This is a genomic window from Flavobacterium sp. W20_MBD1_R3 (assembly GCF_052119725.1).
GTDB lineage: Bacteria > Bacteroidota > Bacteroidia > Flavobacteriales > Flavobacteriaceae > Flavobacterium.
Genome location: NZ_JBGQOR010000005.1, coordinates 75,570 through 100,820, shown reverse-complemented (window position 1 = coordinate 100,820; position 25,251 = coordinate 75,570). Strand labels below are relative to the sequence as shown.

At 34.3% G+C, this 25,251-nt stretch carries 23 protein-coding genes; 5 read left to right on the top strand and 18 right to left on the bottom strand.

What is annotated here, in order from left to right; all coding sequences use genetic code 11:
* The first annotated feature begins 3 nt into the window (after positions 1-3).
* On the top strand, positions 4-1,110 hold the full coding sequence (locus ACEN2F_RS09265) for an ABC transporter permease (RefSeq protein ID WP_441738198.1): 1,107 nt from the start codon (positions 4-6) through the stop codon (positions 1,108-1,110).
* A 163-nt stretch (positions 1,111-1,273) separates the two neighbouring features.
* On the opposite strand, the gene rodA is transcribed toward ACEN2F_RS09265, so the two are convergent.
* From rodA to purH, 6 genes are all read right to left on the bottom strand, one after another.
* Positions 1,274-2,509, bottom strand: a complete 1,236-nt coding sequence (rodA, locus tag ACEN2F_RS09260) for a rod shape-determining protein RodA (RefSeq protein ID WP_441738196.1) — start codon at positions 2,507-2,509, stop codon at positions 1,274-1,276.
* A 5-nt stretch (positions 2,510-2,514) separates the two neighbouring features.
* Positions 2,515-4,464 (bottom strand): penicillin-binding protein 2, encoded by a 1,950-nt coding sequence (mrdA, locus tag ACEN2F_RS09255; RefSeq protein WP_441738193.1) that lies wholly within the window; start codon positions 4,462-4,464, stop codon positions 2,515-2,517.
* Positions 4,461-4,967, bottom strand: coding sequence for a rod shape-determining protein MreD (mreD, locus tag ACEN2F_RS09250; RefSeq protein WP_441738192.1), 507 nt, complete (start codon positions 4,965-4,967; stop codon positions 4,461-4,463). Before mreD ends, mrdA begins: the two co-directional genes overlap by 4 nt.
* Positions 4,960-5,784, bottom strand: a complete 825-nt coding sequence (gene mreC, locus ACEN2F_RS09245; RefSeq protein WP_441738189.1) for a rod shape-determining protein MreC — start codon at positions 5,782-5,784, stop codon at positions 4,960-4,962. Before mreC ends, mreD begins: the two co-directional genes overlap by 8 nt.
* A gap of 103 nt (positions 5,785-5,887) precedes the next feature.
* The gene (locus ACEN2F_RS09240) at positions 5,888-6,916 is read right to left on the bottom strand and encodes a rod shape-determining protein (protein ID WP_126452939.1); all 1,029 of its coding nucleotides are present in this window, start codon (positions 6,914-6,916) and stop codon (positions 5,888-5,890) included.
* Positions 6,917-6,970: 54 nt separating this feature from the next.
* Positions 6,971-8,497 carry a bifunctional phosphoribosylaminoimidazolecarboxamide formyltransferase/IMP cyclohydrolase gene (gene purH / locus ACEN2F_RS09235; RefSeq protein ID WP_441738185.1) on the bottom strand — a complete coding sequence of 509 codons (1,527 nt, stop codon included), beginning with the start codon at positions 8,495-8,497 and terminating at the stop codon, positions 6,971-6,973.
* Between the two features lie 195 nt (positions 8,498-8,692).
* Here purH and ACEN2F_RS09230 point away from each other — a divergent pair, with 195 nt between their 5' ends.
* Positions 8,693-9,943, top strand: coding sequence for an ABC transporter permease (locus ACEN2F_RS09230; RefSeq protein WP_441738182.1), 1,251 nt, complete (start codon positions 8,693-8,695; stop codon positions 9,941-9,943).
* A gap of 154 nt (positions 9,944-10,097) precedes the next feature.
* Here the strand turns inward: ACEN2F_RS09230 and accD are convergent, their stop codons facing one another.
* From accD to tamL, 3 genes are all read right to left on the bottom strand, one after another.
* Positions 10,098-10,952, bottom strand: coding sequence for an acetyl-CoA carboxylase, carboxyltransferase subunit beta (gene accD, locus ACEN2F_RS09225; protein ID WP_441738179.1), 855 nt, complete (start codon positions 10,950-10,952; stop codon positions 10,098-10,100).
* Positions 10,953-11,067: 115 nt separating this feature from the next.
* On the bottom strand, positions 11,068-12,135 hold the full coding sequence (fbaA, locus tag ACEN2F_RS09220; RefSeq protein ID WP_441738176.1) for a class II fructose-bisphosphate aldolase: 1,068 nt from the start codon (positions 12,133-12,135) through the stop codon (positions 11,068-11,070).
* A gap of 59 nt (positions 12,136-12,194) precedes the next feature.
* On the bottom strand, positions 12,195-14,762 hold the full coding sequence (gene tamL, locus ACEN2F_RS09215; protein ID WP_441738173.1) for a translocation and assembly module lipoprotein TamL: 2,568 nt from the start codon (positions 14,760-14,762) through the stop codon (positions 12,195-12,197).
* Between the two features lie 37 nt (positions 14,763-14,799).
* Here tamL and ACEN2F_RS09210 point away from each other — a divergent pair, with 37 nt between their 5' ends.
* On the top strand, positions 14,800-15,525 hold the full coding sequence (locus tag ACEN2F_RS09210; protein ID WP_441738171.1) for an RNA methyltransferase: 726 nt from the start codon (positions 14,800-14,802) through the stop codon (positions 15,523-15,525).
* Positions 15,526-15,585: 60 nt separating this feature from the next.
* Here the strand turns inward: ACEN2F_RS09210 and porT are convergent, their stop codons facing one another.
* The 4 genes from porT to ACEN2F_RS09190 all read right to left on the bottom strand — a co-directional run bounded on the left by porT (position 15,586) and on the right by ACEN2F_RS09190 (position 18,601).
* Positions 15,586-16,290 carry a type IX secretion/gliding motility protein PorT/SprT gene (gene porT, locus ACEN2F_RS09205; RefSeq protein ID WP_441738170.1) on the bottom strand — a complete coding sequence of 235 codons (705 nt, stop codon included), beginning with the start codon at positions 16,288-16,290 and terminating at the stop codon, positions 15,586-15,588.
* 1 nt (position 16,291) lies between these two features.
* Positions 16,292-17,023, bottom strand: a complete 732-nt coding sequence (ubiE, locus tag ACEN2F_RS09200; RefSeq protein ID WP_441738167.1) for a bifunctional demethylmenaquinone methyltransferase/2-methoxy-6-polyprenyl-1,4-benzoquinol methylase UbiE — start codon at positions 17,021-17,023, stop codon at positions 16,292-16,294.
* A gap of 747 nt (positions 17,024-17,770) precedes the next feature.
* Positions 17,771-18,253 (bottom strand): dihydrofolate reductase, encoded by a 483-nt coding sequence (locus tag ACEN2F_RS09195; protein ID WP_441738164.1) that lies wholly within the window; start codon positions 18,251-18,253, stop codon positions 17,771-17,773.
* 12 nt (positions 18,254-18,265) lie between these two features.
* Positions 18,266-18,601, bottom strand: a complete 336-nt coding sequence (locus ACEN2F_RS09190; protein WP_441738162.1) for a 2TM domain-containing protein — start codon at positions 18,599-18,601, stop codon at positions 18,266-18,268.
* A gap of 236 nt (positions 18,602-18,837) precedes the next feature.
* Here ACEN2F_RS09190 and ACEN2F_RS09185 point away from each other — a divergent pair, with 236 nt between their 5' ends.
* A complete protein-coding gene (locus tag ACEN2F_RS09185) occupies positions 18,838-19,134 on the top strand; it encodes an isoamylase early set domain-containing protein (protein WP_441738160.1) in 297 nt (98 codons plus the stop codon).
* A 23-nt stretch (positions 19,135-19,157) separates the two neighbouring features.
* Here the strand turns inward: ACEN2F_RS09185 and ACEN2F_RS09180 are convergent, their stop codons facing one another.
* From ACEN2F_RS09180 to ACEN2F_RS09160, 5 genes are all read right to left on the bottom strand, one after another.
* Positions 19,158-19,982: a thymidylate synthase gene (locus ACEN2F_RS09180; protein WP_441738159.1), complete on the bottom strand. Its 825-nt coding sequence runs from the start codon at positions 19,980-19,982 to the stop codon at positions 19,158-19,160.
* Positions 19,983-20,012: 30 nt separating this feature from the next.
* Positions 20,013-21,296, bottom strand: coding sequence for an amidohydrolase family protein (locus ACEN2F_RS09175; protein ID WP_441738157.1), 1,284 nt, complete (start codon positions 21,294-21,296; stop codon positions 20,013-20,015).
* A 104-nt stretch (positions 21,297-21,400) separates the two neighbouring features.
* A complete protein-coding gene (locus ACEN2F_RS09170; protein WP_441738155.1) occupies positions 21,401-22,030 on the bottom strand; it encodes a bifunctional nuclease domain-containing protein in 630 nt (209 codons plus the stop codon).
* Positions 22,031-22,167: 137 nt separating this feature from the next.
* Positions 22,168-23,136, bottom strand: a complete 969-nt coding sequence (locus ACEN2F_RS09165; RefSeq protein ID WP_441738153.1) for an electron transfer flavoprotein subunit alpha/FixB family protein — start codon at positions 23,134-23,136, stop codon at positions 22,168-22,170.
* 73 nt (positions 23,137-23,209) lie between these two features.
* A complete protein-coding gene (locus ACEN2F_RS09160) occupies positions 23,210-23,956 on the bottom strand; it encodes an electron transfer flavoprotein subunit beta/FixA family protein (RefSeq protein WP_441738151.1) in 747 nt (248 codons plus the stop codon).
* Between the two features lie 288 nt (positions 23,957-24,244).
* Here ACEN2F_RS09160 and ACEN2F_RS09155 point away from each other — a divergent pair, with 288 nt between their 5' ends.
* Positions 24,245-25,225 (top strand): pyruvate dehydrogenase complex E1 component subunit beta, encoded by a 981-nt coding sequence (locus ACEN2F_RS09155; protein WP_066082989.1) that lies wholly within the window; start codon positions 24,245-24,247, stop codon positions 25,223-25,225.
* The last annotated feature ends 26 nt before the right edge of the window (positions 25,226-25,251 follow it).

Here is a 25,251-nt window from a genome sequence, read left to right as displayed (position 1 = left end):
TTAATGCAGAATAGTACACAATCATTAACAGTAATAGCGCTTCAGAAATTTAGAAAAAATTTCTGGGGCGTTTTCAGTTTTGGCTACATTGTAGTTCTGCTATTTATATCGGTTTTTGCGTATGTGTTGGCACCTGACAACTCAAAAAATGCGAATCAAATGCATTTGTCCATTAATTCGAAACCTCCTGGTTTTAAGGTGCAAATGCTAGTGGTGCCTCTTGATGAAAAACCAATTACTTCATTTTTAAATTATATTGAAGGATTTCCCAATACCGTTACTGAAATTCCAATTCAAAGTTATTCCATCGTTAGTGATACAATAGAATATGTTGAATACACTAGTGAATCTTCTTTGAAAGTGGTAAAACAGATCGCTTTAGATAAATTTTCAGGAGAAACGGATATTAAAATTGCAGCTAATACCTATATAAAAGAGCAAATTTTTTATTTAGGAACTGATAAATACGGCAGGGATTTGTTGAGCAGGATGCTCGTAGGATCAAGAGTTTCTATTTCAATTGGTTTTGTGGCAGTTTTTATCTCATTAATTGTTGGCCTTTTTTTTGGTGCAATTGGTGGTTACTTTGGAGGAAAAATAGATGCATTTGTCATGTGGTTGGTGAATATAATTTGGTCAATTCCGACACTTCTGTTGGTAATCGCAATTACTCTCGCATTAGGTAAAGGGTTTTGGCAGGTTTTTATTGCTGTAGGTTTGACGATGTGGGTCGAAGTGGCACGTGTAGTTCGTGGTCAAGTAATCAGTATTAAAGAAATGCAATATGTCACTGCAGCAAGGGCTCTTGGTTTTGGTGATTTCAGAACTATATTCAACCACATCTTGCCTAATATTATGGCTCCGGTAATAGTGATTTCTGCTGCAAATTTTGCTTCGGCTATTTTAGTGGAAAGTGGTTTGAGTTTTCTTGGGCTAGGAGCACAACCGCCTATTCCTAGTTGGGGCAGTATCATTAAGGATCATTACAGTTACATAATATTAGGAAAACCATATCTGGCAATGGTTCCAGGTGTTGCAATTATGCTATTAACGTTAGCGTTTATGATGATGGGTAATGCGCTACGGGATGCATTAGATGTAAAAGAATAATTCAATATTAGGCTAAATTTATCTTTTACAATAAAAATTAGGTTAGTAACGTTTGTTGAAAATTCTACTGAGTAGAAGTTACTTTTTAAGAATAAAGAAGCTTCGAGATCTTTATTTTTAAGTAGAAGAGAAGTTTTTTATGCATCACCAAACAGCAATTTAGTTACCATTCATTCACTTTATTGGCGTCCATTTTTATAAATATAAACAATAATATTGTAAACCCCCAAAGACCCGATCCGCCGTAGGAAAAGAAGGGTAATGGTACTCCAATAGTGGGGAAAATACCGGCAACCATTGCTATGTTTACAAAGAAGTGGGTAAATAGAATACCAGCAACACAATATCCATAAACTCTACTAAACTTAGTCTTTTGTCTTTCGGCAAGATATATTATTCGAAGTAGCAAACAGGCAAAAAGAGCAATTACAACCAGAGAACCCAGAAAGCCCCATTCTTCGCCCACGGTTGTAAAGATGTAATCCGTATGTTGCTCTGGGACAAAACCTCCTTTAGTTTGTGTTCCTTCAAGGAACCCTTTGCCAAACCAGCCTCCTGAACCTATAGCGATTTCGGATTGATTGGTGTTGTATCCAATTCCTTTTAGATCAACAGCTTTGCCTAAAAGAATGTTGAAACGATCGCGATGATGTTGTTTAAATAGATTGTCAAACACATAATCCACTGACAGTACAAATCCAGAAATTAGAGCAAATAGTATACTGCTCAAAATAATATTCCTATCTGCTAATCTTGATTTGAAGTGTACTATTATAATGACGGCTAAGCCTATGAGTATTACATATTCTGGTTCCAATAATAGTGTTAGTACAAATAAAACAATCGTAATGAATCCCGTCCAAACGTACCAAGCAGGAAGTCCTTCACGATATAAAACAATGATAAAGATACTGTATATCAATGCACTCCCAGGATCTGGTTGTGGTAATATAAGTAAAACCGGTAAGAAAATTATAGCAAGAGCTTGTACTTGTCTATTGACTTCTTTTAGATTAATTTGTGGATCACTTAAATATTTGGCTAAAGCCAATGAAGTAGCCGCTTTTGCAAATTCCGAAGGTTGTATTGTGAAGCTACCTATAGCATACCAACAACGTTGACCCGCTATCGTTTTACCAAATAAAAACAATCCAGCTAAGGTTAGAAGGGAAACTCCAAAAATAATGCTAGCGTATTTTTCATAGAATTTCCCGTCAACAGAGACTATTATCAGTATTAATGGAATCGTCAGTATGATGAAAATCAGCTGTTTTTCATAAGTGTCTTGCATTGAAGACATGGAGGAGGAATAGATATTTAACCAGCCCAAAATAACTAATAACGCATAGATGATTATGCTTATCCAGTCAATATTATTTGTTATGCTTTGGTTTTTCATTGGGATTAAATAACTTGTTTTTTCACTTTAGAAGTATCTGTTTTAATCCGTACCGCAGGAATTGCTCTTTTATTTAAAAGAGAATCAGCGATTTTTAATTGTAATTTTATTTTTTCAGAAAGGCCTCCTAATTTAGCATATTCGCCTTGTAAACTCGTAGCAAGAATTCTTGTTTCTAAATCTAGCCTTGTAACTTTTTGGCGTAAATACTTTTCGATCATCAAGCTCGCAATAGGTCCGGCTATCGTTGACCCAAATCCTCCGTTTTCAACCATGATAGCGATCGCAATTTTAGGATTGTCCTTTGGTGCAAAAGCTACAAAAATGGAGTGATCTTTAAGTTGAATTCTTTTGCCCCCAATTTTTGCAAAATTTTCAGCTGTGCCGGTTTTGCCACAAATATCAATCCCTTCTACTTTAAGAGCTCTGGCAGTCCCTAAATTATATACATCAAATAGTCCACTTATCATGGGTTTAAAGTGTTTTTTGTCTATCGTAGTGACATGTTTCGTAGTGAATTTTTCGTCAATTTCGCGGCCTTGAATTTTTTTGATGATATGTGGCGTGTAGTAATGACCTTCATTAGCAACCGTAGCCATCATATTAGCAAGTTGGATGGGAGTCATTAAAACTTCACCCTGACCGATTGAATTAGAAATAATAGTTGTGCTTCTCCAGCCGCCATTTGGATAAATTCGCTTATATGTTTTTGAATCTGGAATATTTCCTCTTTTTCCAGTAGGTAAGTCATATCCCATATATTGTCCTAGTCCGAAGCTTTTTATATGGTTACTCCAAATATCAACTGCTTGTGCTGGTTTAGTATATTTATTTATGGTCTTCATATATGCTGTTGCAAAATAAGAGTTACAGGATTCATAAATGGCTCTATGCAATTGAAGTGAACCTCCGCTGCAGTGACATCTCATAAATCGGCCTCGTGCGTAACTAAAACCGTGATTACAGGAAACAGTTAAATTTTCATCTATCATTCCTTCTTGTAAGGCTACTAAACCTGTTAAAATTTTGAATGGAGAACCAGGCGGATATTCCGCTAATAAGCCTCTATCGTATAATGGTTTTGCTATTGAGTCATGATATAGTTGGGTATAATTTTTAGACCGTTGTCTGCCTACTAGTATGCCTGGATCATAAGATGGCGCTGTAACAAGAGCTAAAATTTCCCCAGTAGCAGGCTCGATAGCAACAATTCCTCCTCTTTTATTAATCATTAATTCCTCGCCATATTTTTGAAGCTCTGCATCAATGGTTAGATTTATATCTTCGCCTTGTACTGCAATGGTATCATACTTTCCCTCTTTATAGGCGCCTATTTCTCTATTGTATTTGTCTTTTTGAATGTATTTGACTCCTTTTACTCCGCGCAAAATATCTTCATAGCTTTCTTCAACTCCCTGTCTTCCTATTAAATCACCACTGTTGTAATATGGATTTTTTTGAACTAATTTCTCATTTACCTGAGTAATACCCCCAAATACATTAGCGCCAAAGGCAACTTCGTAATCACGGAGAGAACGTTTTTGGACATAAAAGCCTTCGTATTTTCTGATTTTTTCTTGAAAAGCTGCAAATTCACTTTTGTTCAATTGTGATAAAAAAACAGAGGGTAATCGGGGACTATATATTTTTGCTTTTTTAATTCTTTTGATAAATTCCTCCTTAGAAAGGTCTAACAATTGACAAAATTCTAATGTATCTGTATTTTTTAATTCCCTTGGAATTACCATGATGTCATAAGAGGCTTGGTTGGCAACTAATAACTTTCCTTTTCGGTCGTAAATGTATCCTCTTTCAGGATATTCAAATTTCTTTTTAATCGCGTTATTTTCAGACTGTAACTTTAGGGTGTCATCAACTATTTGCAAATAAAAAATCCGCATTATTAGCAAAAAAGTAGCGATAATAATTAAAGAAGGTAATAATGCTTTTCTCATCTTTTGTTAGGCTTGATAAGGTATATTATAATTATGCAAATAAGAAGTGTAAAAACGGTGCTTAATAAGGTTCTTATTAGAATATCTAAGAGAAAGCTAAATTGAAAAGCCTCAAGTAAAAACATCGTAAAATGATGTACCGTAACGGCTAGTAATAAAAACGAAAACCTTTCCGGCGTTAGTACATCATTTAGTTTAATAGTTTGATATTCATAACTTAATCCAAACGAAAATTTAAAAATAGAAGGTCTAAAATAGGCCAATACCAAGCAAGCTGTTGCATGAGTACCTCCTGAATTACTAAACAAGTCCATGACAAGTCCAAGTAAGAAACTAGCAATTAGCAGTCCGGATTTATTGCCATTTACAGGATAGAGTATGATAAATAGTAGATACGGATACGGGCTTATGTAGCCAAAAAAATTCATGTTATTGAATATGATAATCTGAACTGCCAATAACAAAATGAATCGGGAAATATTGACTAACAATGCGCTATTCATCCTTATTTCTTTTTTCTAAATTAATAATTTCTTCACGGTCTTTACGTGTTATGATGTATACGTGACCTAGATTAGTCATATCATTAAATAATCTTACATTTATAGTATAATAATTTGTTTGATTGTCAATCTCTATCTTGTCAATAGTTCCTATATTGATGTTTTCTGGAAATATTACCGACTGTCCTCCTGTAACAATCGTGTCTCCTTTTCTTATTGCAGCTAATCTGGGAACATCTATTAATTGAACAAAACCGGTACTTTTTCCATTCCAGATCAATGAACCAAAATGGTTTGATTTTTTGATTTTGGCATTAATTTGAAATTTTTTATTTAAAATACTGATTACTGTGGAATAGTTTGGTGAAGTATTTTCAATTATGCCCAAAATACCTAAACTATTGATGACACCCATGTCCGGTTTTACACCTTCTAGCTCTCCGGAATTTAACGTTAAGTAATTGTCGTGAGCACTATAGGAATTATGTATTACCTTAGACACTAAAATATCACCTGATTCAATACCTTTAAGACTATCTAATTTTTTTACTTCTGCTGTGTCCTTATCTTTAAATAAGAGGCTTTTTAGTTTAGCATTTTCAAGAGCAAGGATTTCATTCTCGTTTTTTAAATTTAAATATTCATTCAGATTATTTACCTTATCATAAACACCTCCGCTTAAAAAGTTAGCAGAGCTGATTATTTTACTTCTGTGAAAGGAGTGAGATTGAATCGTGAGCGATAATGAAATACCCAAAAGCAGCAAAAACAGTAACCGATTACTGTTTTTAAAAATAAAATTAAATATTTGCTGCATTTTCTGACGGTATAATATAAATAACTGTATGTTTTATTCTGGAATCTGACAAGTGATTTAATGCGTTTTTGTTTGTGTTAATAGACAAACGTCGCACAGCAAATTACTTAATTAGAATACTTTTAAATTTAGCAATATTTTTAAGTGCCATTCCAGTTCCTCTTACTACAGCTCTTAATGGGTCTTCTGCAATGTAAACTGGCAGGTCTGTTTTTTGAGAAATTCGTTTATCAAGTCCTCGTAACATGGATCCTCCACCAGCAAGATATATCCCGGTGTTGTAAATGTCGGCCGCTAATTCTGGAGGAGTTTGCGATAACGTCTCCATAACAGCATCCTCTATTCTTTGGATTGATTTGTCTAATGCTTTTGCAATTTCTCGATAAGATACTTCTACTTGTTTTGGTTTACCAGTCAGTAGATCTCTACCTTGAACGGACATGTCTTCAGGAGGAGTTTCTAAATCTTCTATTGCAGCACCTATTTGTATTTTTATTTTTTCAGCGGTGCTTTCTCCTACAAAAAGATTGTGCTGGGTACGCATGTAATATACGATGTCATTTGTGAAGACATCACCAGCAATTTTAACTGATTTATCGCAAACAATACCACCTAAAGCAATTACTGCAATTTCAGTTGTTCCACCACCTATGTCTACAATCATATTTCCTTTTGGTTGCATGATATCAATACCAATACCAATTGCCGCTGCCATAGGTTCGTGGATCAGATATACTTCTTTACCGTTTACTCGCTCACAGGACTCTTTTACCGCTCTCATTTCCACTTCGGTAATGCCAGACGGAATGCAAACAACCATTCTAAGTGCTGGCGTAAACATTCTTTTCTTTAATGCCGGGATGCTTTTGATAAACATACTGATCATTTTTTCTGATGCATCAAAATCAGCAATAACACCATCTTTTAAAGGGCGTATTGTTTTTATGTTTTCATGCGTTTTACCTTGCATCAAGTTGGCTTCTTTTCCCACAGCAATGATTTTACCAGAAACTCTGTCTCTGGCAACAATTGATGGACTGTCTATTACAACTTTATCATTATGTATGATTAAAGTATTAGCGGTACCAAGGTCTATCGCAATATCCTCGGTCATGAAATCAAAAAATCCCATAAATTTTTTAGGGGTTAAAAAGTTATAAATTTGAAACGCACAAAGTTAAACAAATTAATGTTTAAAATGACGCGTTCCCGTAAATACCATTGCAACTTTATTCTCATTACAATAGTTAATGCTCAATTCATCTTTGATGGATCCGCCCGGCTGAATTACTGCTGTAATACCTGCATTTTTAGCTATTTCAACACAATCAGGAAAAGGGAAAAAGGCATCACTTGCCATAGAAGCTCCATGTAAGTCAAATCCAAAATTTTTAGCTTTCTCTATAGCTTGTACTAAAGCGTCTACTCTCGATGTTTGTCCTGTCCCTGAAGCAATAAGTGTACCGTTTTTAGCAAAAACAATCGTATTTGATTTGGTGTTTTTACAAATTTTGGAAGCAAAAATTAAATCTTGAATTTCTTGTTCAGTTGGAGCTGTTACTGTAACGGTTTTTAGAGCTTCTTTATTGTCAGTTATTGTATTTCTTTCTTGAACTAAAAGTCCGTTTAAGCAAGATCGCACTGTTTTTTGGGGTAATTCAACTTCGTTTTGAACTAATATAATACGATTTTTCTTTTCTTGTAAAATAGCGAGTGCTTCAGTATCATATTCCGGAGCAATGACTACCTCACAAAATAATTTGTTTATCTCATTTGCAGTTGCGGTATCAATTTTAGTATTGGAAATTAAAACACCTCCAAAAGCAGATGTTGGATCACAAGCTAATGCAGCTAAATAAGCGTCACTAATTGTTGTTCGCGTTGCTAGGCCACAAGCATTATTGTGTTTCAATATTGCAAATGTAGGTCCGTCATTATTGAATTCAGCAATCAAATTTACAGCTGCATCCACATCTAATAAGTTATTGTATGATAATTCTTTTCCGTGAACTTTGTTGAACATGGCTTCAAAATCGCCAAAGAAAAATCCTTTTTGATGTGGGTTTTCACCATATCTTAAAACTTGGCCGTTAGCAATACTTTGTTTGTAAATAGTCTCGTCAGTGTTGAAGTAATTGAAAATAGCAGTGTCATAATGTGATGAAACATGAAAGGCTTTTGTTGCCAATAGTTTTCGATCTTCTAATGTTGTAGCGCCGTTTTGATCGGTAATTAAATCTAAAAGCAAACCATATTGATCTACTGAAGCCACAATAACGGTATCCTTGAAATTTTTTGCAGCAGCACGAATTAATGAAATGCCACCAATATCTATTTTTTCAATGATATCTGCTTCACTTGCCCCGGAAGCAACTGTTTTTTCAAAAGGGTATAAGTCAACAATCACCAAATCAATCTGTGGAATGTTGTATTCCTTCATTTGTTGAACATCACTTTCATTATCTTGGCGGTTTAAAATTCCTCCAAAAACTTTTGGGTGTAAAGTCTTTACTCTGCCTCCTAGAATTGAGGGATATGAAGTCACGTCTTCAACAGGAATTACAGGGATTCCTAAATTTTTTATAAAATCCTCTGTACCTCCGGTAGAATAAAGTGTAACATTTTGACTGTTTAGTTGTCTTACTATAGGTTCTAATCCTTCTTTTGAAAAGACGGAGATTAATGCTGATTGGATTGTTTTAGTTGTGCTCATTATGTAGTTATAGTTATAAAATGCAAAAATAGTTTTTTATGTCAAAAAAAGGGCATTTGAAATTGAGATAATTGTAATATTTACGACTATTGCAGTTGTAAACATGAAATAGTACTTTATCATGGTAACGAATTGATTATTCATTAGGTTTTTGATTAATATTTATAGAATTTTACTTAACACTAAATAGATTGTATGTTAGTTTATCTTCGGTTATTAAAAGAGAGTTTTAGCTTTGCTATGAATGCATTACGCAACAATAAGTTACGTACCCTGCTTTCTTTATTAGGCGTTACTATTGGTATTTTTTCCATTATAGCGGTGCTCGCTGCTGTAGATTCTTTAGATAGAAAAATTACTAAGGATTTAAGTAGTTTAGATAAAAACACTATTTATTTGATGAAATTTTCTTTCGGGCCTTCGGAAATTCCGCAATGGAAAAGAGAACAGTTTCCCAATGTCAAGTATGATGAATACACCTACATGAAAGGGGCAATGACTAACACGGATCAAATGGCGTATCAAATATTTACCAGAAGAGAATCTATTAAATTTGATTCAAAAACAGTTAGTGATGTCAATATAGTGCCCGTTTCTCAGGAGTTTATAGATATTCAGGGTCTTGAGTTTGAAAGAGGCCGATTTTACAATGAATCTGAAGCCAACTCTGGATCTTCAGTTATTGTATTAGGTAATGAAATAGCTAAATCGCTTTTTGATGATGCTGAGCCTTTAGGTAAAAATGTGCGGTTGTATGGAAATCGTTTTACGGTTATTGGTGTTTTAAAGAAAGAGGGCGCAGGTTTATTTGGGGATAGTAATGATACATCAGCTTATATCCCGGTCAATTTTGTGCGACAACTATATGGGGATAATAATACTTCATTAACAAATGTTATTATTTTGAAGCCCGAAAACGGAGCTGACATGGCGGCTTATAAAGAAGAAATATCTCAAAAATTAAGAAGTTTCAGAGGAGTAAAAGCAGGTGAAATAGATAATTTTTTCATCAATGTTTTTTCTGGATTTACAGATCTTATTGATGGTATTCTAGGCCAAATGAATCTTGTAGGCTGGGTTATCAGTGGTTTTTCTCTGCTTGTAGGTGGTTTTGGAATTGCTAATATTATGTTTGTTTCTGTAAAAGAAAGAACCAATTTAATTGGGATCCAGAAATCATTGGGAGCTAAAAACAAGTTTATCTTATTTCAGTTTTTATTTGAAGCGATAATATTGTCCGTTATTGGAGGTTTAATAGGATTACTTTTAGTTTGGATTATTACCCTTATTGTGACAAAAGTTTTAGACTTTGAGTTTGTTTTAAGTATGGGCAATGTTATCTTAGGTACAGGTTTAGCTGCTATAATTGGATTAATTTCAGGAATTCTTCCAGCAATTGCAGCCTCTAAACTAGATCCGGTGGAGGCAATTCGAACAGGAATGTAAATAGGTATGCTACTGCAAATCCTATTTTCTAAGAAAACTTAATTTTGAATTTTGATGTACAAAAAAACAGCTTCCAAATATAGGAAGCTGTTTTTGTTTTGCCTAAAAAGAAAGAAATAGTACAAAAAAAAATCCCGATTGCTCGGGATTTTCATTATCTAATATCATTGTTCTGAATCAAATCGATGTACAAATTAATTTTGTCTTTCAATTCTTTCCGGGGTGTTATAAAGTCTAAGAAGCCGTGTTCAAGAAGAAACTCGGCAGTCTGGAAACCTTCTGGTAAATCTTTACCGGTGGTGTCTCGAACTACTCTTGGCCCAGCAAATCCAATTAATGCACCGGGTTCAGAAATATTAATATCTCCTAGCATAGCGTAAGAAGCAGTTGTTCCTCCAGTTGTTGGATCCGTACACAACGAAATGTAAGGTAATTTTGCTTCGGCAAGTTGAGCTAGTTTTACTGATGTTTTGGCTAGCTGCATCAATGAATAAGCAGCCTCCATCATTCGTGCTCCACCCGATTTAGAAATCATTACAAAAGGCATTTTGTTTTTGATAGCATGATCAATTCCTCTTACAATTTTTTCTCCTACAACAGCGCCCATCGAACCGCCGATAAAGGCAAAATCCATACAGCAAATAACAAGTTCTTTCCCTTTAGATTTTCCAACTCCGGTGCGCACAGCGTCCTTGAGTTTCGTTTTCTCCATAACATCTTTTAATCGGTCTGCATATTTTTTGGTATCAACAAAGTGCAAAGGATCTTTAGAAGTCATATTCTTGTCTAATTCAATAAATTCATTGTTGTCAAATAAGATTTGAAAATATTCAGCGCTTCCAATTCTGACGTGAAAACCATCCTCGGGACTTACAAATAAGTTACGAGCTAGTTCATCGGCATCAATAATTTTTCCTGTTGGAGATTTGTACCAAAGCCCTCTTGGAATATCCATCTTGTCTTCGGTAGCAGTCGTGATTCCTTTTTCTTTTCTTTTAAACCAAGCCATTTATTTAGTATTCAGTGTTCAGTAATCAAGTATTCAGTGTTTTGTAATCAGTTTTAGTGCTCTATTGTCAGCATTTGAGATCTGAACACTAAAAACTGGAAACTGACCACTATTTTTATAGTGTATTCACGTTGTTCAAGTCAGCAAAAGCTTGCTCTAATCTAGTATTAAAAGTAATTTCACTTTCACGCAACCATTTTCTTGGGTCGTAATACTTTTTATTAGGAACGTCAGCACCTTCTGGGTTTCCGATTTGAGTTTTTAAATAGTCGATGTTTTTTACCATGTAATCACGAATACCTTCTGTAAATGCAAATTGCAAATCAGTATCAATATTCATTTTTATTACACCGTAGCTTATACCTTCTCTGATTTCTTCTAATGTAGAACCAGATCCACCATGAAAAACGAAATCTACTGGGTTGTGACCTGTATTAAATTTATTTTGAACAAAGTCCTGAGAGTTTTTCAAGATTTTTGGAGTCAATTTTACATTTCCTGGTTTGTAAACTCCGTGTACGTTTCCAAAAGCAGCAGCAATTGTAAATCTTGGGCTTATTTTAGAAAGTTCTTCGTATGCATACGCAACTTCTTCTGGTTGTGTGTATAATTTTGAACTATCCACATCAGAGTTGTCTACACCGTCTTCTTCGCCACCTGTAATTCCAAGTTCTATTTCAAGTGTCATTCCCATTTTGCTCATTCTGGCTAAGTAGCCTTTGCAAATTTCGATGTTTTCTTCGATTGGCTCTTCCGATAAATCGATCATGTGTGAAGAATACAATGGTTTTCCAGTTTTGGCAAAATGTGCTTCTGAAGCGTCCAATAAACCATCTAGCCAAGGCAATAATTTTTTTGCGCAATGGTCTGTGTGTAAAATTACTGTTGCTCCGTAGGCTTCCGCCAAAGTATGAATGTGTAATGCACCAGCAACTCCGCCTGCGATAGCTGCTTTTTCGCCCACATTTGACAATCCTTTTCCAGCATTGAATTGTGCTCCTCCATTAGAAAATTGAATGATCACTGGAGCGTTTAATTTTGCAGCAGTTTCAAGAACACCATTGATTGTATTTGATCCAGTTACGTTTACTGCAGGAAGTGCAAAGCCCTTTTCTTTTGCATAATTAAAGATTTCTTGTACTTGATCTCCTGTAGCTACGCCCGGTTTTATAGTGTGTGCCATTGTGTTTTTTTTAGTTATATTTTAGTTCTTAGTCTTGCAAAAATAAGAATTATTTAGCATTAGAACGGATAATTTATTCCAAAATTTAAAACAGAGTTGCCAAAATTATATTCTTGAAACCACCGTTTACCACTTTCGTTGGCCGGATTGTAGGTTTTAAATCCTAAATCAAAACGGATTACAAAAAAACTTAAATCATAGCGCAGACCAAACCCTGTGCCTAAGGCAATCTCTTGTAAGTCTCCTAAACCGGTGAATGTTGATTTCTCATCGGTAATATTATCTAATACGTTCCAAATGTTTCCTGCATCAGCAAAAAGAGCGCCTTTTAAATTGCCAAGTACTTTAAATCTAAATTCACCACTGATGGCAATTTTCATATTAGCTTCGTTAAAATCATCTACTGCTCCGCTACTGCCAGGACCTAAGCCGTAGGGTTGCCAAGCTCTATTGTCATTAGATCCGCCTGAAAAATAACTCCTTGAAAATGGAATGTAATCTGAATTTCCAAACGGAACAGCAATCCCAAAAAAGGATCGGAAAGCCACTATTTTTTCTTTAGACAAATCCCAATGTTTGATGTACTCAAATTCTGTTTTTATGTATTCAGAATATTCTAAATTGAATATTTCATAATTGCCCTTGACATTTTCTTTTTGACTAGTAGTCTTTGCAATAGCAGATAACAATGTTCCAGCCGACTCTATTTTAGTTCTAAAGAGATAAAAGTCATTATCTAATAAATCTTTTTTTGTAGTTTTTGAAAATGTAAAACTCGTGGCAAGAATAAAGTCATTTTCCGTCAGTCGGAGTCTGCGTTCTTCGATACTTTTTACACTTTCTAAATCAGCAATTTCTAATGGTTTTAAGAAACTAGCATTTCCGGACAGAACATCGCTCGTAAATCCCGTTGTTCCTCTTTCAATAACTAAATCCCTATCGATGTCATTATTGTAATAGTCAGGATTTATGTTGTATTGCTTTCCGATGGCATTTAGTGCTTTATAAGAAGAATTGTATACAAAGAAATAATTGTTAGGGTTTAGGTTGCGTACAAACTGTGTGTTAAAAAGATCAAAACGGGCAGTATGATTTATTTTAGGAGTCCAATTATAAGACAAAGCGCCTGTAAAATTTTCTTTGTCTAATCCCAGATTTCTTTGTTTTGCAAAACCTACCGTAATTAATGTGGAAGGAATCATGCTTTTAGGAATGATTTTTTCAGTTGTAAAAGGAATAAAAATTCTAGGAATATTTAATTTTAAATCCAGTCCATACTCGGATACATTAAAAAAATTATTGTTAGGATTAGCCAGATCTTGCGAAGAACCAATATTACCACGGGCTGCAAGCTCTAGTGTTTCAGCACCATTAAAAACATTTCTGATGGTTTCCGAAACACTTAATCCTATCCCAAAATCCTGAATATTTGAATGCGTAATATCTAACGTAGTTCCAAAACTGTACTTTTTTCGGGGAGTCAGATATACTTTTGCGATCAGCGATTGTGCGGTGCTATCCCTTTTGTCAACTTCATATTGTATCGAAGGGTAGTTAAAAATTTTAAGGTTGCTTAAGTAACGCGTAGTCAGGACGGTTTTGTTATCAGCATATAAACCTCCTTTAGTAATAAATATAGCATTGGTTATGGCGCGAGGATTGTACTTTAATTTTTGATGACTGTATAAGTTGAAATTTTTGTAAGTTGTACTATCTGTAATTTCTCTTTTACTGGTTTGAGAGGAATAATCGGTATAAATGTTTACATCACTTATTTTATAAATCTTAAAAGGAGTTGTTTTAGTCGAATCTTGATCCTGATATGAATAATCATTAATGACTAAATTTATATTGGCCTGATTTACTTTTTTAATCGTATCAATATCAAAAGTCACATAATTGGACTGAAAATAATAGGCCCCATTATTTCTAAAATGAGTAGTAATTCGGTTCTTTTCATTCTCAAAATCCTCGGTATTATATTGATTTCCAGATTTTATAAAGGTGTTTTCCTTGTTGATCTGGTACAACGAATCTAATGCTGGAGTTGAAATAGTTGTTTTTAAAGTGTCTAAAAAAAATGCGTTTCCAGGAGTTATTGCGTAATTTATTTTGGCCTTTTTAATGCTTAAAGTGTCAATTGTATAAGCTGCATCTACATTGAAATAACCATTGTTAAAATAGTAATATTTTAATCGCAATAGTGATTTGTCAGTTCTTTCTTTATTCAAAATCACAGGAGGTTCTCCAGTTTTTTTCAAAAATTCATGAATGCCATAGTAAAAAAAAGATTTTCCTAGTCTGTTTACTTGTTTTGCAGAAAGCCATCTGGATTGTCTTTTGAATTTTTCTGGATTGTTGGTAAACTTCGCCTGATAGGTTGAGTCTGGATTCAAATTAGCAAGATTGTAAAGGTTTAAGCGCAAACGGTAGCCCAACAAGGTGCTGTTTGGTTTTTGATACAATTGATTGAAAACATCTTCCTCCTTTATTTTTTTGCCATTGGCTGATATTTCGTTTTTTGTAAGCAGCAGTTTACCATCAGGAACTCTTTTTACAGCGTCACAAGCGCAAATTAATATTGCAATTACAATAAATGCAGTTATTTTTGTAGAAATTTTTTTCAAGTGTTCTAAAATATTTAATTCAAAAGTACATTATTTTATGGTTAGTAAAAACCAAATAAAACTTATAACGAGTTTGCAACAAAAAAAATATAGAAATGCCAATAAATTATTTTTTGCTGAAGGTGTAAAGGGAATTCAAGAACTATTGGATTCTAATTTTGAATTGGAACATTTGTATACCACACAAGATGATTTCATTTCAGTTTCTAAAGAAAAAAAAACTATTATTTCAGAAAATGATTTAAAAAAAGTTACAGCATTAGCCACTTCTAATTCGTGTTTAGCAGTTTTCAAGATGCCAGCAGAAAAAGCAATTTTTGAAACTGGTTTGATTGTAGCACTTGATTCTATTCGGGATCCGGGAAATTTAGGTACAATAGTGCGTATGTGTGATTGGTTTGGAATAGAACAAATTTTGTGTTCGAAGGAAACAGTTGACCTTTATAATCCAAAAGTAGTTCAGGCGACCATGGGTTCCATTGCTCGGGTAAATATTAATTATGTTGATTTAACTGTTTTTTTAGCGCAGACAAAACTTCCCGTTTTTGGAACCTTTATGGATGGCACAAATATCTATAAATTGGCGTTGCCTAAACAAGGAATCATTGTTATGGGGAACGAAGCAAACGGAATTTCACCCGAACTCGAAAAGAAGGTAACTAGCAGACTTACTATTCCTCGTTTTGGAAACCTTCAAAAAACGGAAAGTCTAAATGTTGCTACCGCAACTGCTATTATTTTAAGTGAATTTTGTCGAGGATAATATTCAGGTCTTGCTTATTGGGTGTTTTAAGAGATGAATACAGCGAATTAAGCAGTCTTTCTAGTGGAAAGAAAAGTTGATAAAAACAGCTCTAGTTTTAAGAGATTCAATATTTCCTGTCCAAGGACTGTTAGGGTCGTTATCTCTAATTAACTCATCATTAAATCCAAAAACACCTCTTATGGAAGGTGAAAATATAAAATACTCTGAAAAAAAATCAATTCCAAAACCTAATTCATAGTTCGTTGTCCATGATTTGACTCGGAAACGCTGTTGCAAATTATCATCCACCAACTTAGCATTACTTGATAGGTTTAAAGTAGCAGACAATCCTGCTAATCCGTAAGGACGAATATTTCCAGTTCTCAAAGAAGATAATTTTAATAATAACGGAAAATGAATATAAGTGCTATTTACTTCTCTTAACGCATCGCCACTATTAGAAAAATCAGGATAATTCAAGTCTCTCTTTGTATAATATAAACCTGGTTCAAAGCGCAAGTTTATGTACTCTTGTAGTTTCACATCACCAATAATTCCCACGTTGAAACCAGTTGTTTTGCTGACTAGTATATCTGGTGTTTCCTCTTTATAATCAATTTTGAAATCATAAGAATTGAAACCTAAATAAAAGCCATAATAAACTTTCTTTTTTTGAAAATTCTCTAGATTGACAATAGGATCCCGGCTAAAAATATTTTTAGATTTTTGAGCATATCCGTTTAGAATAAAAGCAAAAAACAGAAAGGCAATTATTTTTCTCATATTATTTTTTAGACGCTGAATAAATAGTAGCTACGCCAAAAGTTTGTGGTAAAGCTACAACATCTATAAACCCAGTTTTTCTCAAAATATTGTTTAGCGCTTCGCCATAAGGAAAAGCAGCTGCAGATTCTGATAGATAACCATAAGCAACGTCATCTTTAGAGAATAATTTCCCAATTAAAGGCAATATGTTTCTACTGTAAAAAGTGTATCCTTGTTTGTAGGGTGTTTTGTCTGGTACTGAAGTTTCTAAGATCACAAAAATACCATTTGGTTTTAGCACTCTTAAAATCTCAGCTAATCCTTTTTCTAAGGTTTCAAAATTACGAACGCCAAAAGCAACCGTAATCGCATCAAAATAATTGTCTTCAAAAGGCATGTTTTCGGAGTCGCCCAAGATCATTTCAATAGTGCTAGCAAGATTTTTGGCAGCAATTTTTTGAACGCCCACTTCTAGCATTCCTGCAGAAATATCTAAACCGATAATTTTTTTAGCATTAGTTTGTGCCATTAAAATTGCTAAATCTCCAGTTCCGGTCGCGATGTCCAAAATAATTTGTGGATTAGATTTGGCAACCATTTGCAATACTTTTTTACGCCATTTTATATCAATACCAAAAGAAATTACACGGTTAAGATTGTCGTAATTCCCAGAAATTGTATCAAACATTTGAGCAACTTGTTCTTTTTTGCCTAAGGCAGAATCTTTATAGGGAGTTATTTTTTCTGACATTTTTTTTTATGCAAATATACTATAAACTTGAGAAACTAAAAATGAGTTTTTAAATTCAAGATAAGTTTATTTTTGGTAAAAATAGAATATGCTTTTATTTGAAATATCACTAAAAGTGGGTATTGTAACTCCCGTTTTTATTGTACAAATTTGTAATTCAAGAAATAACCATACTAAATGATTAAAAGAGAGTCAGTGAACCTAATCAAATGGATGTTTTTAGCGTTAATCATCTCATTTGTTCTTGTTAGCTGTTTTGAAAATGCTGTTTTACAAAGCAGTATTGTAATTAAAGCGCAACACACGTTCTTAGGATTAAATTTGTTTTTGGAAATTTTAATTTTTTTCGTCTTTAGTACCTTCGTGGTATTTGGTATTAAAGGCTTTTTTGAGATGTATTCTCAAAAAACATCAAATATTATAATCTCCATCTCTGGAGTATTGTTAGTATTTGTGATTTTTTTTTTATGTTATCAAATACTCTTTCAAGAGTAGGTCATTTCTCTTAATCAATGGTTAAAAAAAAAACATCCTGTAGAAAGGATGTTTTTTTTGTTTTAAGCAATAAGAATATAACAATGTCGAATTTTTCTTACCATATAAGTCATGTAAGTTTAAGTTTCGATTGTGTTAGCCTTATGTAACTTAAATAATCATAAGGTCATTTAAGGTTTAATTCTTATATGACTTATATGTTAAATATTATTTCACTCATTTTTTAGTATAACATTAAATAGTTCCAACTACTTATCTTCTAATGAAAGTTTGGTAGGTGTAATCATAAAGATGTTTATCATCCTTTATGTTGTGTTCAGATATTGTTATTTTCCATTGATCAGGATCAATTTCAGGAAAGTAAGCATCCGCCTCAAATGTATTATGTACCCTTGTAATTTCTATTTTGTCAGCATAAGGAAGTCCCAAATTATAAATTTCTCCTCCACCTATTACATAAGAATCTTCATCTTTAGGGCATAATTCAAGTGCTTTTTCAATGCTGTTTACAATTAAGCACCCTTCTGCCTGATACTCTTTTTGTCTGCTAATTATAATGTGGGTTCTGTTTGGCAATGGTTTAGGAAAACTTTCAAATGTTTTTCTGCCCATTATGATATGATGTCCAGAGGTTAGTGCTTTAAATCTCTTGAAATCATTAGGTAAATGCCAAATTAATTCGTTATTTTTTCCCAGTTCATTATTCTCGGCAACAGCCGCAATCATTATTATCATAATCTTTATTTGCTAGTGTTTTAGTTCATCATTAGAAACTTGTGTTTCTAATTGGTCCACTTTCTTTTTTTGCAAAGCAACAAGACGGTCTATTTGTTCTCTTTCCCAATCTTTATTCATAAACCGATCAGTAATAAAAATTTTTATAAAATGCATAATAAACAAGAAAAGCCATATTATGATAATCCATAGGTACCAATCACTGACTACCGTACTGTCCAGAAAATTATGAGCAACAAATAATAGCAGGCTTCCTAAAACAAAAACCACAAAATGAAAATACAGTCGTTTCTTTTGTTTTATTCTTCTTCGAGCATATTCATATTGTTCATGTAATTCTTTTTCCATCGGTTTAATTTTAGTTTATAAAGGTAAAATTTATTTTGCAAAGTCACTATTTTGCTTCTGTATTATTTTTGGAGAAAACGTTTTCTGATTTTTGAATAGTAAATTTCCGATCGTTAAATTAGTGTATTTATCAAAAATTAACATACTTTACCACATTGTCTTAAAACTTTAAAAGATTTTTGAAACTTCAAAATGTTTTGTTTTCTTTGTTGCATAAATCTATAAATGAATTAGTTATGGCTATTAAAAAACAATTTGTAAAATCAAAACCAGTTTGTAAAGTTACTTTTTCAGTGGCGGCAAAGCAGGCCAGTAGAGCTTCGGTTATAGGAGATTTCAATAACTGGAATGCTACTGAAGGCGCTTTAAGCAAATTAAAAAATGGCACCTTCAAAGGGGTTTTTGATGTAAGCAAAGATGCGTCTTATGAATTCAAATACCTGATTGATGGTGAGTTTGTCAATGATCAAGAAGCAGATTCTTTCATTTGGAACGAGTTTGCAGGAAATGAAAATGGTGTTTTAGTAGTCTAACTAAAACACCATTTTTTAGTGTATTATACGGCAACACTGCCTTTTATCAAGGCATGTGGTTCATAACCTTCTAGCGTGAAATCGTCAAAATCGAATGCAAAGATATCTTTTATAGTAGGATTCAAAATCATTTTAGGCAATGGTTTTGGTTCTCGTGACAATTGCAATTCCAGTTGTTCAAAATGATTATTGTAAATATGTGCATCGCCAAAAGTGTGAATGAATTCACCGGGTTCTAAGTTGCAAACCTGAGCAATCATCATCGTTAGTAATGCGTAGGAAGCTATGTTAAAAGGAACTCCTAAGAAAATATCAGCACTTCGCTGGTACAATTGACACGACAATTTACCTTCAGAAACATAAAACTGAAAGAAAGCGTGACAAGGTGGTAAAGCGGCTTTATTGTTTGCTACATTTTCATCAAATGATTTTGTAGTGTCAGGAAGAACCGAAGGATTCCATGCTGAAACTAACATTCTGCGGCTGTTAGGATTGGTTTTTAATTCTTTAATCAATTCTGATATTTGATCTATTTCTTCGCTGTTCCAGTTGCGCCATTGGTGACCGTAAATTGGTCCTAAATCACCATTTGTATCTGCCCAAGCATCCCAAATTTTGACGCCGTTTTCTTGAAGATACTTAATATTTGTTTCCCCTTTTAAAAACCAAAGCAATTCGTAGATAATAGATTTTAGATGTAATTTTTTAGTGGTAACCATTGGGAAACCTTCATTCAAATCAAAACGCATTTGGTATCCAAACACACTCTTTGTTCCTGTTCCCGTACGATCTCCTTTTTGACAACCGTTTTCCATTACGTGTTGCACTAAGTCTAAATATTGCTTCATTGTTTGTTTATTCTATTTGCGGTCAGCAATTTAGTTTTTATATATTTTTCCGTCTTTCATCACAAAAACTACTTTTTCTAATGTTGTGATTGTATTCAAGGGATTTTCATCCACTGCAATAATATCTGCTAAAAAGTTCTCTTTGATTTGGCCTACTTCGTTTCCAATACCTAATAACAAAGCATTAGTTGTTGTTGCTGATTGTATCGCGGCTAATGCAGGCATTCCGGCTTCGACCATATATCCAAATTCTTTTGCATTTGTTCCATGGGCAAAAACTCCGGCATCAGTTCCAAAAGCAATTTTGACTCCTTTTTTATATGCTTTTGCAAAAGTAGCTTTTAGTTGTGGACCAACTTCTTTAGCTTTCGGCACTACGATGTCAGGATAAAAACCATCAATTTCTGCATTTTTTTCTACTTCTTTTCCAGCTGTTAAGGTAGGAACTAAATAGGCATCGTATTTTTTCATCAACTCCATTGTCTCTTCACTCATAAAAGTGCCGTGTTCAATGGTTTTTATACCGCCTAATATAGCGCGTTGCATTCCTTCATCTCCATGGGCATGGGCTGCGGTGAGCATATTGTAATCTTTGGCAGTTGCTGTAATAGCTTTGATTTCATCTAACGTAAATTGCGGGTTTTTACCGCTTTTAGCAACGCTTAATACACCACCAGTGGCTGTAATTTTAATTACATCGGCGCCTTCTTTGTATCGTTCTCTTACTGCTTTTACCGCTTCTTCGGGAGAATTGATCACACCTTCATGTGGGCCAGGATCGCCTACAAGTTTTCTATTGCTTCCGTTTGTGGGATCAGCGTGACCGCCTGTTGTAGCAATTGATTTTCCTGCAGTAAAAATTCGGGGTCCGTTTACGATGCCTTTGTTAATGGCATTCCGTAGCGAAACATTGACTCCAGTTCCCCCTAAATCACGTACTGTTGTAAATCCAGATTGAAGTGTGATTTCGGCACAGCGAACTGCCTGAAATGCAATATCAGCCTCGTTGTCTAAATATTTTGACATGTAGCTCTTGGTGTCATGTTCACCTTCTATGTGAACATGTAAGTCAATAAGACCGGGTAAAACATATTTATTTTTCAAATTGATCTCAATGTCAGCAGGAGTAGCTTTAGAAACAAAACCATTTTTAATGCTTACAATTTTGTTTTTAGAAACAATGATGGTCTGATTGGACAATTCTTTACCGGATTGCGTGTTTAGAATTTTGCCGCAGTGCAAATAATAATTTTGAGAAAACACGTTTGTAAAAATAAAAAGCGAGACGGCAAGAAGGATAATTTTTGCTTTCATAGATGGGTTGTATAATAGGTTACAATAAAATATAGTATCAATTTTCTCTTTTTTTGTGCAGAAAATCGGTTACATATTAAATAATGCACTAATATAAAACAAAATTATGATTCCCTTTTTGAAATTTCATCTCTAATTTTAGCTGCTTTCTCATAATCTTCTTGAGATACTGCTTGGTCTAACAGTTCATTTAATTCCTGTAAACTGTGTTTAGAATACGTTTCTCCGGATTGGTTGCTTTCTTCCTCAAGACCAAAAGTGTCTGGATTAGAAAGTACATCGTCAAGTTCTTGTGAATCTTTATTAGGATCTAAAGGGTTTGATTTTAAATATATTCCAGCTTTGTCTAAGATGTTTTTGTACGTAAAAATTGGTGCATTAAAACGCAGCGCAAGTGCGATTGCATCTGAAGTTCTGGCATCAATAATTTCTTCAATTTTATCTCTTTCGCAAATGATACTTGAATAAAAAACACCGTCAACTAACTTGTGAATAATGACTTGCTTAACCACAATATCAAAACGTTCTGCGAAGTTTTTGAATAAATCATGGGTCAAAGGACGTGGTGGTTTTATTTCTTTTTCCAATGCAATAGCGATGGACTGGGCTTCAAAAGCGCCAATGACGATGGGCAATTTTCTTTCACCGTCAACCTCATTCAAGATCAAAGCATAAGCTCCGTTTTGAGTTTGACTGTATGAAATTCCTTTTATGGATAATTTAACTAAGCTCATAATTGTTGTTAAGGGAAAGTACAAGGTACTTTTTTTACTAAAAGTTAAGTGGCGATTTCCAAAAAGAAATGCTACTTAAAAGCAAAGATACAAAATCTTGTTTTTAAGTAGCATTTAAATTAATGGTATGCTATTATTTATGAATTTTGAGCTTTGAAGACTTTAAATTTCTCAATTAGTTGTGGGACAATTTCAAACGCATCACCTACAATTCCGTAATCAGCCACTTTGAAAAAGGGAGCTTCCGGATCGCTGTTGATTACCACTTTAACTTTAGATGAGTTGATTCCCGCAATGTGTTGAATTGCCCCTGAAATTCCAATTGCAATATAAAGGTTTGTTGCTACTGGTTTCCCTGTTTGTCCTACGTGTTCTCCGTGAGGTCTCCATCCTAAATCAGAAACTGGTTTTGAACAAGCGGTTGCAGCGCCAAGAACGGTTGCTAATTCTTCTACCATTCCCCAGTTTTCCGGACCTTTTAAACCACGACCAGCCGATACTACAATATCAGCATCCGCAATGGAAACTTTTCCGGAAACTTTTTCAACTGATTCTACTTTTACGCCAAAATCATTATCTCCAATGGTTGGGTTAAAATCTTCTTCAGTTAATGATGAAGGCGTTTCAAAAACTCCATACGAGTTTTTTGCAAGTCCAAGCACTTTTACGTCTGTTGCAATTTCAGTAGTATTGAATGCTTTGTTTGAAAAAGCATTTCTTTTTACTTGAAAAGGGGAAGTTGAAACCGGTAATCCAACCACATTTGATGCATAACCAGCTTCTAAAGCTACTGCAACAAGTGACGAAAGATAAATACTATCTGTTGTAGAAGAAAGCAAAACTAATTTTACGTTTTCTTTTTGAGCCGCTTGTTTGATTACATCAGCGTATGCTTTTGCAGTAAATCCCGATAATTTATCGTTGGTTACTTTCAATACTTTGTCTACTCCATATTTTGATAATTCTGAAACATCTCCAGCATTTACGGTTACCGCTGTAACGGTAGTTCCTAAACTTTCGGCTACTTTTTTTGCGTAAGAAGCCAATTCGAATGCTACTTTTTTAAATTTTCCTTCTGCGTATTCCGCGTATATTAATATTGACATGATTTTTTTGTTTAAAGTTTCAGGTTTAAAGTTTAAAGTTTTGCAACTGAAAACTGCAACTGAACACTGATTACTAGATTACTTTCGCTTCGTTGTGTAATAAATTGATTAATTCATCTAAATTGTCAGCAGCGATTAATTTCACGGCTGATTTAGGAGCTGGTTTTTCAAATTTTACTGCTTTTGTGTTTACAGTAGCGTCAACTGGCTCCAGAATTGTCAATGCTTTTGTTCTTGCAGTCATGATTCCTCTCATGTTTGGAATACGCAAGTCTTTTTCTTCCACCAATCCTTTTTGTCCACCAATGATTAAAGGCAAAGTAGTAGCAACTGTTTCTTTTCCACCATCAATTTCACGAACTGCTTTTACGTTAGTTCCATCAACAGTAAGACTTGTGCAAGAATTTAGGAAATTGTATCCTAAAATTCCAGCTATCATTCCAGGAACCATTCCGCCATTATAGTCTAAAGATTCTTTCCCGGCGATAATTATATCGTATCCTCCGTTTTTAATAACTTCAGCAAGTTGCTTGGCAACGAAAAATCCGTCAGTAGGAGTAGCGTTTACACGAATGGCTTCATTGGCACCTATTGCTAACGCTTTTCTTAAAGTAGGCTCGGTTTCTGGGCCACCAACATTTACAACAGTAACAGTTGCGCCTTGTTGTTCTTGGAACCAAATGGCACGTGTCAAACCAAATTCATCATTTGGATTGATTACATATTGTACTCCATTAGTGTCAAATTCAGAATCTCCGTTGACAAAATTAATTTTTGAAGTAGTATCAGGAACGTGACTGATGCAAACTAATATTTTCATACTTATATATTTTATTATTCGTAATTTCTTTTACAAATTTAAAATATTAATTCGAATAATATACTATGCATGCATAATATTTTTTGTTACTATTTCGATTTCGTAGTCCGGATAGTAGCGGCATCCTTCCTGTGGTTTCTTTAACCACAGGAAGATACAGCGGATAGCCGGAAATAGCTCCTGAAAATTATGGTAGTAAATCCTGAATTAATTTAGGATAATTTATGCTTTTAAGTGATTTAAAATATTTATTTTTGCTTTTCGAAAAATAGACATACAACATATAATATGAGAACGATACAATTTAGAGAGGCCATTTGCGAAGCGATGAGTGAAGAAATGCGTCACGATGAGTCCATATACTTAATGGGTGAAGAAGTTGCAGAATATAACGGTGCTTACAAAGCATCTAAAGGAATGCTTGCTGAATTTGGCGAGAAAAGAGTGATTGATACTCCTATCGCTGAGCTTGGTTTTACGGGTATTGCAGTAGGATCAGCTATGAACGGATGCAGACCGATTGTGGAATACATGACATTCAATTTTTGTTTAGTTGGGATTGACCAAATTATAAATAACGCTGCCAAAATGCGTCAGATGACAGGTGGGCAATTTAATGTACCAATCGTTTTTCGTGGTCCAACAGCTTCGGCAGGACAATTAGGCGCAACGCACTCGCAAGCATTAGAAAACTGGTTTGCGAATACTCCGGGTCTTAAAGTGGTAGTTCCATCTACTGTTTATGATGCTAAAGGTTTGTTGAAAGCGGCTATCCGTGATAATGATCCTGTGATTTTCATGGAATCAGAACAAATGTATGGCGATAAGGGTGAAGTTCCAGATGGTGAATATGTAATTCCGTTAGGGGTTGCGGATATCAAGCGTGAAGGTACGGATGTAACAATCGTTTCTTTTGGAAAAATCATCAAAGAAGCACATATTGCCGCGGATGAATTAGCCAAAGAAGGAATTTCTTGTGAAATTATCGATTTGAGAACCGTGCGTCCTATGGATTATGAGACGATTTTAACTTCGGTTAAAAAAACAAATAGATTAGTAGTTCTTGAGGAAGCTTGGCCTTTTGCAAGTGTGGCTTCTGAAATTACCTATATTGTTCAAGAGCGTGCTTTTGATTTCTTGGATGCACCTATACAGCGTATCACAACAGCAGATACGCCAGCGCCTTATTCTCCAGTTTTATTGAAAGAATGGTTGCCAAATGCTGGTGACGTTGTAAAGGCGGTTAAAAAAGTAATGTATAAAAAATAACCTTTCGAGCTGTTTGATTAAGAATA

Excerpts from the sequence above, each read along its gene's own strand:
- ACEN2F_RS09265 (WP_441738198.1), top strand. The coding sequence starts at position 4 with ATGCAGAATAGTACACAATCATTAACAGTAATAGCGCTTCAGAAATTT.
- rodA (WP_441738196.1), bottom strand. The coding sequence starts at position 2,509 with ATGAAAAACCAAAGCATAACAAATAATATTGACTGGATAAGCATAATC.
- mrdA (WP_441738193.1), bottom strand. The coding sequence starts at position 4,464 with ATGAGAAAAGCATTATTACCTTCTTTAATTATTATCGCTACTTTTTTG.
- mreD (WP_441738192.1), bottom strand. The coding sequence starts at position 4,967 with ATGAATAGCGCATTGTTAGTCAATATTTCCCGATTCATTTTGTTATTG.
- mreC (WP_441738189.1), bottom strand. The coding sequence starts at position 5,784 with ATGCAGCAAATATTTAATTTTATTTTTAAAAACAGTAATCGGTTACTG.
- ACEN2F_RS09240 (WP_126452939.1), bottom strand. The coding sequence starts at position 6,916 with ATGGGATTTTTTGATTTCATGACCGAGGATATTGCGATAGACCTTGGT.
- purH (WP_441738185.1), bottom strand. The coding sequence starts at position 8,497 with ATGAGCACAACTAAAACAATCCAATCAGCATTAATCTCCGTCTTTTCA.
- ACEN2F_RS09230 (WP_441738182.1), top strand. The coding sequence starts at position 8,693 with ATGTTAGTTTATCTTCGGTTATTAAAAGAGAGTTTTAGCTTTGCTATG.
- accD (WP_441738179.1), bottom strand. The coding sequence starts at position 10,952 with ATGGCTTGGTTTAAAAGAAAAGAAAAAGGAATCACGACTGCTACCGAA.
- fbaA (WP_441738176.1), bottom strand. The coding sequence starts at position 12,135 with ATGGCACACACTATAAAACCGGGCGTAGCTACAGGAGATCAAGTACAA.
- ACEN2F_RS09210 (WP_441738171.1), top strand. The coding sequence starts at position 14,800 with ATGGTTAGTAAAAACCAAATAAAACTTATAACGAGTTTGCAACAAAAA.
- porT (WP_441738170.1), bottom strand. The coding sequence starts at position 16,290 with ATGAGAAAAATAATTGCCTTTCTGTTTTTTGCTTTTATTCTAAACGGA.
- ubiE (WP_441738167.1), bottom strand. The coding sequence starts at position 17,023 with ATGTCAGAAAAAATAACTCCCTATAAAGATTCTGCCTTAGGCAAAAAA.
- ACEN2F_RS09195 (WP_441738164.1), bottom strand. The coding sequence starts at position 18,253 with ATGATAATAATGATTGCGGCTGTTGCCGAGAATAATGAACTGGGAAAA.
- ACEN2F_RS09190 (WP_441738162.1), bottom strand. The coding sequence starts at position 18,601 with ATGGAAAAAGAATTACATGAACAATATGAATATGCTCGAAGAAGAATA.
- ACEN2F_RS09185 (WP_441738160.1), top strand. The coding sequence starts at position 18,838 with ATGGCTATTAAAAAACAATTTGTAAAATCAAAACCAGTTTGTAAAGTT.
- ACEN2F_RS09180 (WP_441738159.1), bottom strand. The coding sequence starts at position 19,982 with ATGAAGCAATATTTAGACTTAGTGCAACACGTAATGGAAAACGGTTGT.
- ACEN2F_RS09175 (WP_441738157.1), bottom strand. The coding sequence starts at position 21,296 with ATGAAAGCAAAAATTATCCTTCTTGCCGTCTCGCTTTTTATTTTTACA.
- ACEN2F_RS09170 (WP_441738155.1), bottom strand. The coding sequence starts at position 22,030 with ATGAGCTTAGTTAAATTATCCATAAAAGGAATTTCATACAGTCAAACT.
- ACEN2F_RS09165 (WP_441738153.1), bottom strand. The coding sequence starts at position 23,136 with ATGTCAATATTAATATACGCGGAATACGCAGAAGGAAAATTTAAAAAA.
- ACEN2F_RS09160 (WP_441738151.1), bottom strand. The coding sequence starts at position 23,956 with ATGAAAATATTAGTTTGCATCAGTCACGTTCCTGATACTACTTCAAAA.
- ACEN2F_RS09155 (WP_066082989.1), top strand. The coding sequence starts at position 24,245 with ATGAGAACGATACAATTTAGAGAGGCCATTTGCGAAGCGATGAGTGAA.